Annotated in this window: 17 protein-coding genes and 1 riboswitch; of the genes, 7 read left to right on the top strand and 10 right to left on the bottom strand. The window is 48.4% G+C overall.

The window, feature by feature from the left end:
- Positions 1-4: 4 nt before the first annotated feature.
- The 4 genes from queC to MBEAL2_RS22175 all read right to left on the bottom strand — a co-directional run bounded on the left by queC (position 5) and on the right by MBEAL2_RS22175 (position 2,846).
- Positions 5-694, bottom strand: coding sequence for a 7-cyano-7-deazaguanine synthase QueC (queC, locus tag MBEAL2_RS22190; protein WP_047154429.1), 690 nt, complete (start codon positions 692-694; stop codon positions 5-7).
- A gap of 13 nt (positions 695-707) precedes the next feature.
- Positions 708-1,430 (bottom strand): 7-carboxy-7-deazaguanine synthase QueE, encoded by a 723-nt coding sequence (locus MBEAL2_RS22185; RefSeq protein ID WP_047154428.1) that lies wholly within the window; start codon positions 1,428-1,430, stop codon positions 708-710.
- Entirely contained in the window at positions 1,423-1,902 is a 480-nt protein-coding gene (gene queD, locus MBEAL2_RS22180; protein WP_047154427.1) for a 6-carboxytetrahydropterin synthase QueD, read from the bottom strand. Before queD ends, MBEAL2_RS22185 begins: the two co-directional genes overlap by 8 nt.
- 143 nt (positions 1,903-2,045) lie before the next feature.
- On the bottom strand, positions 2,046-2,846 hold the full coding sequence (locus MBEAL2_RS22175) for an inositol monophosphatase family protein (protein ID WP_047154426.1): 801 nt from the start codon (positions 2,844-2,846) through the stop codon (positions 2,046-2,048).
- A gap of 201 nt (positions 2,847-3,047) precedes the next feature.
- Here MBEAL2_RS22175 and MBEAL2_RS22170 point away from each other — a divergent pair, with 201 nt between their 5' ends.
- From MBEAL2_RS22170 to MBEAL2_RS22160, 3 genes are all read left to right on the top strand, one after another.
- Positions 3,048-3,734: a class I SAM-dependent methyltransferase gene (locus MBEAL2_RS22170; protein ID WP_047154425.1), complete on the top strand. Its 687-nt coding sequence runs from the start codon at positions 3,048-3,050 to the stop codon at positions 3,732-3,734.
- A 110-nt stretch (positions 3,735-3,844) separates the two neighbouring features.
- Positions 3,845-4,369, top strand: coding sequence for a hypothetical protein (locus MBEAL2_RS22165; protein ID WP_152667890.1), 525 nt, complete (start codon positions 3,845-3,847; stop codon positions 4,367-4,369).
- A 134-nt stretch (positions 4,370-4,503) separates the two neighbouring features.
- A complete protein-coding gene (locus MBEAL2_RS22160; protein ID WP_047154423.1) occupies positions 4,504-5,082 on the top strand; it encodes a DUF4878 domain-containing protein in 579 nt (192 codons plus the stop codon).
- A 95-nt stretch (positions 5,083-5,177) separates the two neighbouring features.
- Here the strand turns inward: MBEAL2_RS22160 and ltaE are convergent, their stop codons facing one another.
- From ltaE to MBEAL2_RS22135, 5 genes are all read right to left on the bottom strand, one after another.
- Positions 5,178-6,227, bottom strand: a complete 1,050-nt coding sequence (gene ltaE / locus MBEAL2_RS22155; protein ID WP_082130096.1) for a low-specificity L-threonine aldolase — start codon at positions 6,225-6,227, stop codon at positions 5,178-5,180.
- Positions 6,224-7,036 carry a UbiA prenyltransferase family protein gene (locus tag MBEAL2_RS22150; RefSeq protein WP_047154422.1) on the bottom strand — a complete coding sequence of 271 codons (813 nt, stop codon included), beginning with the start codon at positions 7,034-7,036 and terminating at the stop codon, positions 6,224-6,226. Before MBEAL2_RS22150 ends, ltaE begins: the two co-directional genes overlap by 4 nt.
- 130 nt (positions 7,037-7,166) lie before the next feature.
- Positions 7,167-7,850 (bottom strand): TerC family protein, encoded by a 684-nt coding sequence (locus tag MBEAL2_RS22145; protein ID WP_047154421.1) that lies wholly within the window; start codon positions 7,848-7,850, stop codon positions 7,167-7,169.
- Between the two features lie 357 nt (positions 7,851-8,207).
- The gene (locus MBEAL2_RS22140; RefSeq protein ID WP_047154420.1) at positions 8,208-9,569 is read right to left on the bottom strand and encodes a DEAD/DEAH box helicase; all 1,362 of its coding nucleotides are present in this window, start codon (positions 9,567-9,569) and stop codon (positions 8,208-8,210) included.
- Between the two features lie 115 nt (positions 9,570-9,684).
- Positions 9,685-10,248, bottom strand: coding sequence for a GNAT family N-acetyltransferase (locus MBEAL2_RS22135; protein ID WP_047154419.1), 564 nt, complete (start codon positions 10,246-10,248; stop codon positions 9,685-9,687).
- Positions 10,249-10,404: 156 nt separating this feature from the next.
- A riboswitch (TPP riboswitch) is annotated at positions 10,405-10,520 on the top strand.
- Here MBEAL2_RS22135 and MBEAL2_RS22130 point away from each other — a divergent pair.
- The 4 genes from MBEAL2_RS22130 (at position 10,519) to MBEAL2_RS22115 (ending at position 13,375) form a co-directional block, all read left to right on the top strand.
- Positions 10,519-11,259: a thiamine phosphate synthase gene (locus MBEAL2_RS22130; RefSeq protein ID WP_052947914.1), complete on the top strand. Its 741-nt coding sequence runs from the start codon at positions 10,519-10,521 to the stop codon at positions 11,257-11,259. (Overlaps the previous riboswitch by 2 nt.)
- 2 nt (positions 11,260-11,261) lie before the next feature.
- Positions 11,262-12,386: a glycine oxidase ThiO gene (gene thiO, locus MBEAL2_RS22125; RefSeq protein WP_047154418.1), complete on the top strand. Its 1,125-nt coding sequence runs from the start codon at positions 11,262-11,264 to the stop codon at positions 12,384-12,386.
- A gap of 14 nt (positions 12,387-12,400) precedes the next feature.
- Positions 12,401-12,604, top strand: a complete 204-nt coding sequence (gene thiS, locus MBEAL2_RS22120; protein WP_047154417.1) for a sulfur carrier protein ThiS — start codon at positions 12,401-12,403, stop codon at positions 12,602-12,604.
- Positions 12,605-12,610: 6 nt separating this feature from the next.
- Positions 12,611-13,375 carry a thiazole synthase gene (locus MBEAL2_RS22115; RefSeq protein ID WP_047154416.1) on the top strand — a complete coding sequence of 255 codons (765 nt, stop codon included), beginning with the start codon at positions 12,611-12,613 and terminating at the stop codon, positions 13,373-13,375.
- A gap of 66 nt (positions 13,376-13,441) precedes the next feature.
- Here MBEAL2_RS22115 and MBEAL2_RS33140 read toward each other — a convergent pair.
- Positions 13,442-13,636: hypothetical protein (locus tag MBEAL2_RS33140; RefSeq protein ID WP_047154415.1), on the bottom strand; the 195-nt coding region annotated here is incomplete at its 5' end.

Below are 13,636 nucleotides of genomic sequence, written 5' to 3'. Positions count from 1 at the left end.
GATTTTATGATTGATTTACATACGCAATCGGATCGACGGCCCCGGCATCTTCAAACCCTTTCAGGCGTAACCGGCAGCTATCGCATACTCCACAGGCTTCTTCCCCGCCCTGGTAGCAGGATGTGCTCAATTCATAGGGCACTCCGAGCCGGAGGCCGTATTCAATTGTTTCTTTCTTAGACAGGTGCTGAAGCGGAGCCTCAATGCGAAGGCCTGCCCCTTTTACACCGGCTTTCGTAGCAAGCTGTACCGTCTCACTCATTGACTCAATGAACGCGGGCCGGCAATCGGGATACCCGCTGTAATCCACAGCACTGACCCCGATATAAATTACTTCTGCCCCGATAACTTCTGCATATGCGCTTGCAAGTGAGAGAAAAATAAGATTGCGGGCCGGTACATACGTGGAGGGAATTTCATCCCCACCCTCCGCGTGATTCTGTACAGGTACCTCTATTGACTCGTCCGTTAATGCGCTGCCGCCAATTTCCTTTAAGAAATCAAGATGAACAATCCGGTGCTCAGGAACTTTATAATAAGCGGCAATTTTTTTTGCCTGCTCTACTTCCTTGTTGTGCCGCTGTCCATAATAAAAAGTAAGCGGGTATGCTTCATACCCGGCCTCTTTCGCAATTCCCATACAGGTGGTGCTATCCAGGCCGCCGCTAAGAACAACCACTGCTTTTTTCTTCATTGTCTTTGCCTCCTCATACGCCGCGCATCTCCGGGTCCCAAATGACCTTATGAATCTGCATGTTCAGCCTTGCTTTTCCCTGTTGCGGGCGATGGTGCAGTAGAAGCGCAACAAGCTTCGCCGGCGGCATCGTTTCCCAGACTGGGCTGAACAATACGGCTGCTTTTGTTGGATGCTTCTCAAGTGTCCCGAGTGCAAACAGGAAATCTTCCGTATCCCGCACAACGAATTTCAACTCGTCCTGCTCTCTGAGCATCTGCAGATTCGGAAGGTGCATTTTGTCAGTTTCGCCGCTGCCTGGCAGCTTGTAATCCATGACAAAACGAACCTTCTGATTGACCTGCCCATCCTGCTCGCACAGTGAAAGGAAGGGACGCAGATCAACAGCCCCGTTCGTTTCGATATGAATGTCCCACACATTTTCGAGTTGTGCAAGGTAGTAGACAAGTGCAAGCGACCTGTCGCCGTGCATGAGGGGTTCCCCTCCTGTTAAGCAGATGACACCGTTGCCGTATTCCTGCACTTTATCCAGGATGCAGGAAATACTCTCTGTAAAAGCCGGCTTTTCAGGTGCATAGCTGTATTTCGTATCACACCACGTACACCGGAGATTGCAGTTAAATACCCGGACAAATGTAGCAGGATAACCGGCCATCTTTCCTTCGCCTTCCACGGTTTCAAAAATCTCGACCATCGGCAGGCGCAAATCAGCCGTAAAGCTTGCTGTATCAATCATTCTCTTCCATCCATTCTCTCTTCAACGTAGCATAGCTCGTCGGTGTTTCATATAGAACAAGTTCCTCCAGGCGGGCTCCTTGCGATGTAAGCTTATATTCTTCAAGTTTCTTATCTAATTCTTCCCATATCCAGACGATCATATTTTCGGCGGTCGTATTCATCGGCGGCAGCGCTTCGTTCAAATACCTGTGGTCGAGACGAGACTTGATCGCCTCCTCATAAATCTCCTTAATGGCGGAGAAATCAACACAAATCCCGATTTCATTTACAAAACCGCTTACGGTGACAACAAGCCTGTATGTATGGCCATGCAGGCTTTTACACTTCCCTTCATATAGATGCAAGTGGTGGGCGGAGTCGAAGGTGAACTCCTTTGTCACAGCAACCCGCCGCTTATGATAGCGCAGCTCCCGCGGCTGAATGTCTTCATGAAGCCGCTGTACTCTCTGTGGAATTTCAAATCCGGACATTGTTTCACTCCTGTCGTATGCATGGTGAATACCATTCCGGAAAATAAAAAAATCCCCTTCACCAGGGGATCTAGGTTCAATACTCCGGTGGTATTTTTTACGTTGGTTTTCCCACATAACAACGTCTAACGTTTTGATTATACTCAATCCGGCTTCAAAAAATCAAGCAAAGAATCATAAATTGCGGGATTAGCAGCGAGAATGCTGCTTTTTTCACCAAACGGAATGGGCTCACCGTTCAGGCGCGTAACCCGTGCCCCCGATTCTTCTATGAGCAATTTCCCGCCCGCATAATCCCACGGATTTAATGACATGCTGATGTAGGCGTCAAGCCGGCCGGCAGCCACGTACGCGAGTTCAAGTGCCGCCACCCCGTACACTCTCATTCCTCTCGACGCCCGCGCAAGCTGCTGGACCTTCTCCGATAATCCGCTCTCCATCGCTCTGCTGTTCCAGAAAATGCTGCTTGAAAGCAAGGCCTGCTCCATTGTCATTGTCCGGTGTGCTGCAAGGGGAACGTCATTAAGAAAAGCTCCGGCTTCTCTCTCCGCGTAGAACAGCTCCTCTCTCGTCGGATCGTATACGACAGCCGCTTCACACCTACCCTGATGGCAAACCGCAATGGATATACAGTAATTCTGCTGCTGGTGAACAAAATTTGTTGTGCCGTCGATTGGATCGACAACCCAGACGGTATCAAACCGGGAAATATCCTCCGCAAATAATCCTTCTTCTCCGAGAATTCCATGGTCAGGGTACGCCTCAAGAATTGTATCCATGACTAATTTTTCAACGGCTCTGTCCACCGACGTAACGAGATCAGACGCCGATGTCTTGCACATAACCTCGAGCGGTTGTTCAAGCATGCGCGTAATCAGCTTTCCCGCTTCCTTCGCGCAGTGCCTGGCCAGCTTGCCCCATTCTTTTTTGTTTGTATTCTGCAATATTCTCGCCTCGCACTATTGTTTCGTACTTTTTTTACGCTATTTTATTCTATACGTTTAACTTTACCCGATTTATTTATGCCTAGGAAGGTTTTTTTAACTATAACTGTTTTTATCATATCCAGGAAAAAGACAGAAAAATCCTTCCGATCCTTCAGCAGACTTTTCTGATAAGATAAAAAGAAAAGCTGGGGGGTTCCTATGAAATTTGACTGGCATACAGCATGCGAAAAACATTGGAACAGGATATCTGATAACTGGCAGGCCAACAGCCAGGAAATGTGGGATACAGGAAGCAGAAAAGCGATTCTTCCCGTCTTTACCCCGTTTCTTAATCCGCAAAAAGGACCGGTTCTTGATGCGGGCTGCGGGGACGGATATGGAAGCCTGCTGCTCGCGGAGAAGGGCTACGAAGTTGTCGGTGTGGATATTGCAGAACAAATGGTCGAACGGGCGAAGGAAAGAATGAAGGACGATTTAGCTTTGTCATTTACAAAAGCAGACCTTATGAATCTCCCCTTTGAAGAAAGCAGCTTTCAGGCCATTATGGCCATCAATGTAATTGAATGGGTACAGTCACCCCTGCAAATTTTGCATCAGTTCAAGGGAATTTTAATGCCGGATGGTATGCTTGCCCTCGGTATTCTGGGCCCCACTGCGGCGCCGCGCCAGCACAGCTATCGGCGCTTGTACGGGGATGAGGTTGTGTGCAATACACTGATGCCGTGGGAATGCGGCCGTCTGCTCGAAGAGAATGGGTACTGTATTATCCACCAGGAGGGTGTTTATAAGCGCGGGGTTACAGACGACATGACAGCGCAGCTCTCGATTGAACTCCGCCAGGCACTCAGCTTTCTCTGGGTGTTTTATGCCCGTCCGGCTGCATGACTTCCTGCTCCCAGCGCAACAAATGGACGAATGGATCGTTTAAATGTATAAAGAACGTGCGTGAGATGAACATTCTCCTCAACTTTATATACGGAAAGGAACATGCAGGAATGAAGAAACACCGATATGCAGCCATCCTTCTCGGAGCGACCCTCATTTTTGGCGGAACAGGCTGTTCATCGCTTATTTCAGAATCCGGACAAACCACTGCCGGACGAACAGCAGCAGCCACCTCGTGGATAAAAGAACAAACCGGGCAGAAAGAAAAGGCACTTGCTTACTGGCAAAGCGTAAACGAAAATCCAGCGGCTTCTTCCCTCGATAAAGCCGTTGCTGAATTTGCGGTTAACATTTTATCAAAGAACATTGCTTCTCTAATAAAGGAAAACGGCGATAATAACAAAGAGCTCCTCGCCAGTATACTAAGAAAAGATACTAAAGTGGAAAAAAATGCGCTCCCTTCCCTCTCCTCTTTAAAGTTAGAATCGAAAAACCAGCTTGATAACGGTAAAACCATGTACCGTCTTTCCGGCCAGGTTTTCACTTCAACGCCTGACAAGCTCTATCCTGTAATTGTCACGATAAGGGCGGACAAGGCAGGGAAAATCGAATTCTTCGAAGTTGAAAATGACTGAATGGATGTAAGGTATACCACAATACAGTGGTGTACCTTTTTTTATGTTGTAAAGACCACTAATTATATACTTAAGATTTTTGTAAGAATAATATGTTAAAGTTGACTATAGAAAATTTCAGGAGGCCATAAAATATGCTTGTACAGAAACGATGGATGCTTATACTTTCCTTATTAGGAACACTCCTTGTTTTTGCTGGATGTTCAAATACAACAAACACCGACACAAATGACGGACCCTCTCCCGATTCGGTTGTAAAAACATTTTTTGATGATTTACAAAAAGGCAACATTAATCAAGCTTCTTCTCTGCTTCAAAAACAAGCGGATAAAAAAGGATTAGAGGAACTAACGACTAATCCAGAAGGTAATAAGATAGCGACTCTATACCTGGAGCATTTAAATTATGAGATAGGTTCTCCTGACATTAATGGAGATAAAGCTGCCGTTCCTGTTAAAGTAACAGTTCCCAGCACATCAAAAATGGCTGGTTCTGTGGTAAAAGAAGCCGTATCGGGGGTTTTATCCGGAAAAACTGATTTACAAATGGAGAAAAAAGGCCTGCAAGCTATCGAAGGAGCAATAAAAGACCCCAGTACACCTAAATCAACTTACAATAGTGAAATCAAATTAGTGAAAACAGAAGAGGGCTGGAAAATAAAATCGGTTGATATGGGGTTTATAAATGCAGTTGGAGGAGCTTTGCATTTCTAAGTAATTAACAAAAAAAGACAAAAACCCCGCATTCGGGCAAATTCAGCCGACTTCGGGGTTTTTGTCTTTTATTCTTGTTGCTTAAGGAGAAATCATTATCTTAACACAGCACGATGCAGGGCTTTTTTTATACGCTGGACCGTTTCCTCAATGTCTTCTGCCGCAACATGGCGGTTCGTTACGAAACGGACAACCCCTTCACCAAACGGAGACGCTTTAATGCCGTTCTCCAATAGCAGGTCCCGGAACGATTCAGCCGAATGCCCGCCTTCTATAATCTCACACATTACAATATTCGTCTCCACTGATTCAGCTTGCACCTTTAAACCCGGCAGCTCATTTAAGCGAACAGCCAATTCTCTGGCATTGGCGTGATCCTCTTCCAGGCGCTCCACCATATTCTCAAGGGCATAAATTCCCGGTGCTGCAATGACTCCGGCCTGGCGCATCCCGCCGCCTAACCGTTTGCGCCAGCGCCGTGCTTCGGCGATAAATTCTTTCGTTCCTGTCAGCACCGAACCGACAGGTGCGCTTAGCCCTTTGGAAAGGCAGAATTGAACAGAATCTACGTACTGCCCGTACTGTTTGGCCGAAGCTCCGGACGCAACAACCGCATTAAACAGGCGGGCCCCATCCATATGGACAGACAGCCCCCGCTTTTTTGCCAGCATGTATAATTGTTCCATCTTTTCTACCGGAATCACCCGGCCACCCGCCTTGTTGTGCGTGTTTTCGACGCAAAGCACCCTCGTCCGCGGCTGATGAATGTCAGTTTCGTCACGGATAGCTCTCACTGCAGCGGCCAGGTCCATACAGCCTTCGGTTTCTGCCACAGGGCGAAGCTGAATCCCACCAAGCGCAGCAGGTGCCGCCCCTTCATACAAATAAATGTGAGAATCCTCTCCCACAATGACCTCTTCCCCGGACCGGCAGTAGGATAATAAAGCTAATTGGTTTCCCTGTGTACCGCTCGTTACGAACAGAGCGGCCTCATGGCCTACTGTTTCCGCAGCCAGTTCCTCAAGCCTTCGGACAGTCGGATCTTCCCCGTATACATCGTCCCCGACTTCAGCTTCATACATCAGGCGGCGCATTTCGTCTGTCGGCTTGGTCAGCGTATCACTCCGAAAATCAATCGTTCTCACTCTTCTCGTCTCCTTCTTCGTAGCGACAAATTATCGCCTGTTCGTTTTTTTGCGTTTTGATAATTCGGATGCTCTTCGATAATGCGGCGCATGTTGTCCAGCCATGCCTGAATGGCAGCGATTTTTTCCAGGTCCTTATTTGTAAAAATCGTCCGTTGAAAATACGGCTGTAAATCATACAGATGCTCTTCCAGGTTATGATCGAACCGATTCCACTTCATCATCTGCCGCACTTCATCGTTGCGCTCCATTACATCCCTTATCCAGTAATACTGGGACTGGTTGTCCCGAATCATCTCATAGGCTCTCCGCTGATCACTCGCATACATTTCTTCTTCGAGCCATTTTCTTTCCTTTTTATTGTAAGCAAAATAAGCAAGAAAATGGACAAGCGTGGCAAAAAGCAGGCCTATCGTAAATAGAAAGCCCCCATAGTAAACCCAATCCGGGAGCCAGATCGAACTCAACAGCCCAATACTTAAATGATAGCATAAAGACAGTACCCATAAACTGATAATGAAAGGGTTAGCCCGGATGGCCTGGCCCTCCGCTTTCTGGACCTGCTTCGCCGAGATGGTTGTAAAAGCCTGAAGGTACGCATCGAGTAAAATAACACTAATAAACAATAGCCCTACTTCGAGCCCAACCCGCATCGCGTAGTTAACAGGCACATTAACAAAATAAACGAGAACATAAAATAAAAGTATGTAAACGACAATCAGGGCGATGCGAAACGCAATGCGTCCTCCTTTTGCTTCCTGTTTTCGCCGGCGGTATTTTTCGGTACGGGAAAGTGTTTCCAACCCCATCACTCTCTTCCTTTCTGTTCGCACGCTTTCCTTCTAGATCTAATAATATGACTGCAAGCTACCTTGATTTTACCCTAGAATCGATAAAGTAACATCTACTTTCTTACCCAATAAAAAATACAGCCTCTGCTTACACAGAGGCTGCTGTTGTAGATCGCTTCGTTTTTTTCATCCTGCCTGCAATAAGAACACCGGCGACAATGATGCCGATCGCTCCCCACTTAAGCAATGGATACTGCTCAAAAAACGGGGCAATCACCTTTTCCGATAGAAGCATTTTACCTGCTGTCAGCGCCAGCACACCCGCGCCAATATAAATGAGCGACGGGAATTTATCCATCAGCTTAAGAATCATCTGGCTGCCCCATACAACAAGCGGAACGCTGATAAGAAGGCCCAGCACGACAAGAGCGAAATGCCCGTCAGCAGCTCCGGCAACAGCGAGCACGTTATCAAGCCCCATCATGACATCCGCAACAATAATCGTTCTGATCGCTCCGATCAGGGAAGAGCTGCTTTGGATGTTCCCCTCATTCTCTTCGCTGATAAGAAGCTTATAGGCGATCCACGTAAGGACAACGCCCCCGATAAAAAGCAAGCCTGGAATTTTGAGCAGCCATACAACAAATACAGTAGCAATTGCACGGATGGCAATGGCGCCTACCGTCCCCCAGATAATGGCCCTCTTCTGCTTATCCTGTGGCAGGTTTCGCGCTGCGAGGCCGATAACAATTGCATTGTCCCCCGCCAGTACCAAATCAATGATAATAATGGACAACAGTGCCGAGAAAAATTCCGCCGAAAAAAACTCCATCCTCGTCTCCTCCTTATAAATAGTGATATATCACCATCTCAAGGACGAAGGGTTTCGGTGAAAACACAAAAAGACCTTCGCCTAAGCTGGCAAAGGTCTTGCTCACAACACTTATCATGCTGCCAATAGAGCCGGGGTCCTGCGGGGTTCCCGTAATGACGACTCTACTGTTTCAAAGCTACTCCCCTTTGAAGATATTCTATTGTCTTTACCCTACAGTGTATGAACGAATCTGTCAATCTATGATGACTTTAAAAATTATTGAAGAGCAGTATGAGAAGCACAGTTCGTTCACTCCTGAGGCCATAATAAAAAAGCACGCACCGCCTACATTCAGGGCGATACGTGCTTTGCTTCTTATTTCTTCCGCTTGCGATACGATTCAGCGATCGCTTTGCGGCGCTCCTTGCGTTTTTGCTTTTCCTTCTCCATTATTTCTTTTTTCTTATAGCCGGGTTTTACCTGTTGCGTTTTCGCCTTTGCGCGGCCAGGCGCCCGTTTCTCTTCAGCCGGGGCAGACGAGCCTGCGGCTGCCTTCTCGTTCGCTTTGTCTGCCGTGCGTTTTTCCTCGTTGTCTTTCGGCTTTCGTTCGCGCTTCGCACGTTTGCTTCCGCCGAGGAATTTCTCCTCCGCCCCGCCGCTAATCGCTTTCGAAAAGCGGTTAAACATAATTTTCTGCCGCGGGGAAATGAGTGAAATCGCCTCCCCCTGCTGCCCGGCGCGCCCCGTTCTTCCGACACGGTGGATATAGCTTTCCACGTCAGAAGGCGTGTCATAGTTAAAAACGTGGGTGATGCCCTCGACGTCCAGCCCGCGTGCCGCAATATCCGTCGCCACAAGATACTGGAACTTCGCTTCCCGGAATTGGTCCATAATTTGCTCGCGCTTTTTCTGGCTTAAATCGCCATGCAGTGCCTCCGCTTCGATCCCGCTCTCCTGAAGCCTGCGCACAAGCTCATTCACGCGCTGCTTTGTATTGGCAAACACAACGGCGAGGTACGGATGCGCTTCCTGGACGAGGCGGAGCAGAACATCTACCTTATCGCTCTGATTAACCACATAATAGGATTCTTTCGTGTTCTCCGCCGTAATTTGTTTTTTCTCAATACGGATGATTTGCGGCTGGTTCATAAAGCGGTGGGCCAATTTACGTACGTCATCCGGAATCGTAGCGGAAAATAACAGCACCTGCTTTTTTTGCGCGGTCTGAATAAACACTTCTTCTACCTCTTCCAGAAAGCCCATTTCCAGCATTTTATCGGCTTCATCAAGGATAAGCATTTTCACCCGTCCGAAATGGAGCGTTTCACGGCGCAGGTGGTCCCGGATACGGCCCGGCGTTCCTACGACAATCTGGACATTCCCTTTGAGCTTCGTCATCTGCTGTGTGATATCCTGTCCCCCATGAAGGGAGAGCACATTGACTGCCAGATGCTTTCCGAGCTCCCGGATATCATCCGTAATTTGAATCGCCAGTTCCCGTGTCGGCGTCATAACGAGAGCCTGGACGTCATTTTTATCCTCTTCCAGCATCTGCAGCATCGGAATAACGAAGGCTGCGGTTTTTCCTGTTCCTGTCTGTGCCTGTCCAATCAGATCTTTTCCGTTCAGCGCAAGCGGAATGGCCTCTTCCTGAATCGGTGTTGGTTTTTTATAATACAGATCGGCGATTCCCTGCAGAATTTCCGGTTTGAGATTAAAACCCCTAAATGAATTCATTCTTTTCTTCCTTTCTAAAAAAGCAAACTCTTTCTATTGTACCCGAAGTTTGCCATCTCGACCACAAAAACCCCCTTTTCCCCAAAAGCAGGAAAGGGGGAAAAGCCTTTTGGCTTTACATAAACCGGCTCATAAAAATTTCATCGACATACTTTCCGTCCAATACAAACTGCTTCTTCCTGTGCCCTTCGATGACAAATCCGTATTTTTTATACATGGAAATCGCACGTTTGTTGTCAGCAAATACATCCAGGCACACCTTTTTAAGCCCGTGGTGCCTGGCCCACTGCAGTGTATACTGCATGAGCTTTGTTCCGATACCGTAGCCCTGAAATTTCGGGGCGATCCAGATGCGGAAATTTGCAGTGTGGCGGCTCATTTCCAGCGTTCCCCGCTTCAACTGGGCAACACCGGCGATTTTATCCCCGACTTCAGCCACCGTGTACATGCTTCCTGCTTCCTTCATACGGCGGATTGCCTTCACTTCCTCTGCCGCCGTATTCATCGTATGTTCCTCTTCCTCAAGGAACATACCGTCTTCCACTACATGCGCCAAACGCTCGGTGATTCGAGCTGCGTCTTCTTCCCTTGCCGGACGAAGCACGATCTTTCCTTTATTTTCAAGGCGATAAAGCCATGTCGCGCGAAACTTCTCTTTCTCAGCCGATTCTGTTTTCATTGTCCGGTCCTCCGTTCTCAGGTGTAAAATAATGAAGTAGGCGGTACAAATTATACCTTTTACTGCTTATCTTACCTCGGAAACCGGCAATCTATAAAAATTCGCTCTTCAAAATTTTCTCTATCTGCCTTATAATAAACTTACAACTTCATATTTGATTACTACTGGGGGAGCCCGATGAGCCGGTGCTGAGAATGAAACGCGATGAAGTTTCGAGACTCTTGGGACCTGATCTGGCTCGTACCAGCGTAGGAAAGTAGTTCGGCGTGCTTGTTTATCCAATACATACCGGCCGGGTCCCATATCAAAGGGATCCGGCCTTTTTTAGTTGATAAGAAAGGAAAGGGAAAAGAAGTGAGCAGGCATGTCATTCATGTGATCAGCAATGGGAAACAGCCACTCGAAAAAGTGGCGGGTACGGTCAGGAAAATCCACCCTTATATCGACGTATTTCACCTGCGGGAAAAAGAACGCACCGCCCGCGAACTGGCAGATAGTGTTTATTGCTTATACGAGTCAGGCCTGCCGCCTGCCAGGCTGTCGATTAATGATCGGTTGGATGTTGCACTTGCGGTCCAGGCGGGTTATATCCATTTGGCTTACCACAGCCTTCCGCCCATGCTGGCAAAACGGCTCGTGCACACGCAAAAAATAGGAGTTTCGGTTCATAACGTGGAAGAAGCGGTAGAGGCGGAAAGAGGGGGAGCCGACTACCTTCTCTTCGGCCATGTATTCCCGACAAACTCCAAACCGGGACTCCCCCCCCGGGGGTTGCCCGCTCTCCGGCACGTTGTCAAGGCATCGGGCATTCCCGTCATCGCGCTTGGCGGTATTACGCCTGCCAACGCAGCAGAAGCACTGGCAACAGGCTGTGCGGGCATTGCCCTCATGTCAGCCGTTATGGAAGCGGGGAACCCGGAGCTTGCGGCAAAACAATTCCGCTCAGCCATCGACGAGGCTTATGTAAAACCACTTCACCCCTGGTTCACGGAAGAAAATGGAGGGAGATAAAGATGAAGAAAAAAGATGTAGTTATTATCGGCGGAGGCGTCATCGGTACTTCTATCGCATACGAGCTGACAAAGCGAGGCAAGTCAGTTGCACTCGTCGAAAAAGACACGATAGGGGCCCACGCATCCAGCGCTGCCGGCGGTATGCTGGGCGCACAGGTAGAATTTGCGGAGCCGGGGCCGCTCTTTGATTTATCTTTACGCAGCCGCCTTATGTTTCCGGATTTGCAGAAAGAACTGTACGCCGCTTCCGGCATCGACATTCAATTAAAAACACCGGGCATGCTGCGAGTAGCTTTTACCGAGGAAGAAAAAAGTACGCTTATGAAACAGGCGGAATGGCAAACAGCAATGGGACTCCCGGCCACGTGGCTGGATACAAAAGAAGTTCGCCGCATGGAACCGGCAGTGACGGATGGAATTGTCGGCGCCCTCTTCCTGACCGAGGATACCCAGGTATCTGCACCTGACTTAACCAAAGCGTTCGCGGTAGCCGCAGCGAAACATGGCGCAGCTATTACCGAGAACTGTGAAGCTATCGAATTTTACCGCCAGGGAGAACAAATGACGGGAATCGAAACGACGGCCGGAAAGCTTGAAGCGGATGAGTATGTTATTGCGGGCGGGGCCTGGAGTGGGAAGATTATGAAACAGCTGGGACACTCTCTCCCTATTTTCCCGGTAAAAGGAGAAGCTTTTTCCGTCCTCTCTATCCCCCATCCGATTGAAAAAACGATTTATTCACACGGATGCTATATCGTTCCAAAATCCGGTGATCGCCTGCTTGTCGGCGCCTCGGTGAAAGATTGCGGATTCGATGCCCGCCTGACTATCGACGGGCTTCAGCAGCTAATGGCGAAGGCCGTTCGTTTGCTGCCTGTTATAAAAGATTGCCCGCTCGAAAAAACATGGGCCAGCCTGCGGCCCCAGACGGCCGACGGGCTTCCCTACTTTGGGCGGCTTTCTGCTTATAACAATGTATCGATTGCTGCGGGACATTTCCGGAATGGGATCTTGCTTAGCCCGATTACAGGGCAGTTAATAGCCCAACTGTTAAGTGGAGAAGCAACAGCAGAAGCGCTGGAACCCTTTACAGATATCCGCCATTCCATCCCGGTTTCGCAATAGAAGGAGGTGAAAGAATGAACCTGACGATTAACGGCGAAACGCAAACTGTTCCTGAAACCGTACATAATGTGCAGTTGTTACTGGAGCATTTGCGCCTTCAGGATCGCATTGTCGTCGTTGAAGTGAACCGCACGATTTTGCAGAAGGAACAGCATCTTGATATGAATCTTTGTGAAGGCGATACCATTGAGCTTGTACACTTTGTAGGTGGAGGTTGATAAACTATGCTTCGAATTGGCCCATATGAATTTACGTCCCGTCTTTTACTCGGGACAGGAAAATTTCCTGACTTTGATATCCAGCGCCGTGCCGTGGAAGTGTCTGAAACAGAAATTTTGACCTTTGCGGTACGCCGCATGAATGTTTATGATCCGGCACAGCCGAATTTTCTCGAACAGCTTGATTTAACGAAATATAAGCTGCTGCCTAACACGGCGGGGGCAAGCAATGCAGAAGAAGCGGTGCGCATTGCCCGCCTTGCAAAAGCATCCGGCCTGTGCGACATGATTAAAGTCGAAGTTATTGCTGATACAAAAACCTTGCTTCCCGATCCAATCGCTACACTTGAAGCAACGAAGCTTCTGGTTGAAGAAGGGTTTATCGTTCTTCCGTATACGAATGATGACCCAGTACTGGCCCGCAAGCTGCAGGAAGCCGGTGCGCATGCTGTTATGCCGGGAGCCTCTCCTATCGGAAGCGGACAGGGGATTTTAAATCCATTAAACCTGAGCATCATCATCGAGGAAGCGACCGTACCGATTATTGTCGATGCGGGGATCGGAATCCCATCCGATGTTGCCATTGCGATGGAGCTTGGCGCAGACGGTGTTCTGCTTAATACAGCCGTTGCGGGTGCGCAGGATCCTGTAAAAATGGCGGAAGCTATGATGCTCGGAATCAAAGCCGGACGTCTGGGATATGAAGCCGGACGCATTCCGAAAAAACGCTATGCACAGGCGAGCAGCCCGATGGAAGGTATCATAAAATAATTCCCCACTTAAAAAACCTGGCGTCCGCCAGGTTTTTTATTACAGTATAGGAAACTATATGTTGCTTTAAAGTAGTAGAGCAAATGGCCACAAGGTCAAAAACGTTAGAAAAAAGGGAAGGCAGTCCACACGATCGGGCCTTCCTGACCCAGCGGAACCTCCCGGAGAGCAGAACAAGCCCCCCATTGTCTCCACTTTCTCTGCTTCTGCTTTTACTTGTTCTGCACTATAGTAGCAATCATAAATTTTTATGAAATTCTC

Origin of the sequence: Aneurinibacillus tyrosinisolvens (assembly GCF_001015055.1) — a bacterium.
In the GTDB taxonomy this organism is placed as follows: domain Bacteria; phylum Bacillota; class Bacilli; order Aneurinibacillales; family Aneurinibacillaceae; genus Aneurinibacillus_A; species Aneurinibacillus_A tyrosinisolvens.
This window is presented reverse-complemented; position numbering and strand designations above follow the sequence as displayed.

Excerpts from the sequence above, each read along its gene's own strand:
- MBEAL2_RS22145 (WP_047154421.1), bottom strand. The coding sequence starts at position 7,850 with ATGGAGTTTTTTTCGGCGGAATTTTTCTCGGCACTGTTGTCCATTATT.
- thiS (WP_047154417.1), top strand. The coding sequence starts at position 12,401 with ATGAACCTGACGATTAACGGCGAAACGCAAACTGTTCCTGAAACCGTA.
- MBEAL2_RS22160 (WP_047154423.1), top strand. The coding sequence starts at position 4,504 with ATGCTTGTACAGAAACGATGGATGCTTATACTTTCCTTATTAGGAACA.
- MBEAL2_RS22140 (WP_047154420.1), bottom strand. The coding sequence starts at position 9,569 with ATGAATTCATTTAGGGGTTTTAATCTCAAACCGGAAATTCTGCAGGGA.
- queD (WP_047154427.1), bottom strand. The coding sequence starts at position 1,902 with ATGTCCGGATTTGAAATTCCACAGAGAGTACAGCGGCTTCATGAAGAC.
- MBEAL2_RS22135 (WP_047154419.1), bottom strand. The coding sequence starts at position 10,248 with ATGAAAACAGAATCGGCTGAGAAAGAGAAGTTTCGCGCGACATGGCTT.
- queC (WP_047154429.1), bottom strand. The coding sequence starts at position 694 with ATGAAGAAAAAAGCAGTGGTTGTTCTTAGCGGCGGCCTGGATAGCACC.
- MBEAL2_RS22115 (WP_047154416.1), top strand. The coding sequence starts at position 12,611 with ATGCTTCGAATTGGCCCATATGAATTTACGTCCCGTCTTTTACTCGGG.
- thiO (WP_047154418.1), top strand. The coding sequence starts at position 11,262 with ATGAAGAAAAAAGATGTAGTTATTATCGGCGGAGGCGTCATCGGTACT.
- MBEAL2_RS22150 (WP_047154422.1), bottom strand. The coding sequence starts at position 7,036 with ATGGGGTTGGAAACACTTTCCCGTACCGAAAAATACCGCCGGCGAAAA.
- MBEAL2_RS22185 (WP_047154428.1), bottom strand. The coding sequence starts at position 1,430 with ATGATTGATACAGCAAGCTTTACGGCTGATTTGCGCCTGCCGATGGTC.
- MBEAL2_RS22165 (WP_152667890.1), top strand. The coding sequence starts at position 3,845 with ATGAAGAAACACCGATATGCAGCCATCCTTCTCGGAGCGACCCTCATT.
- MBEAL2_RS22170 (WP_047154425.1), top strand. The coding sequence starts at position 3,048 with ATGAAATTTGACTGGCATACAGCATGCGAAAAACATTGGAACAGGATA.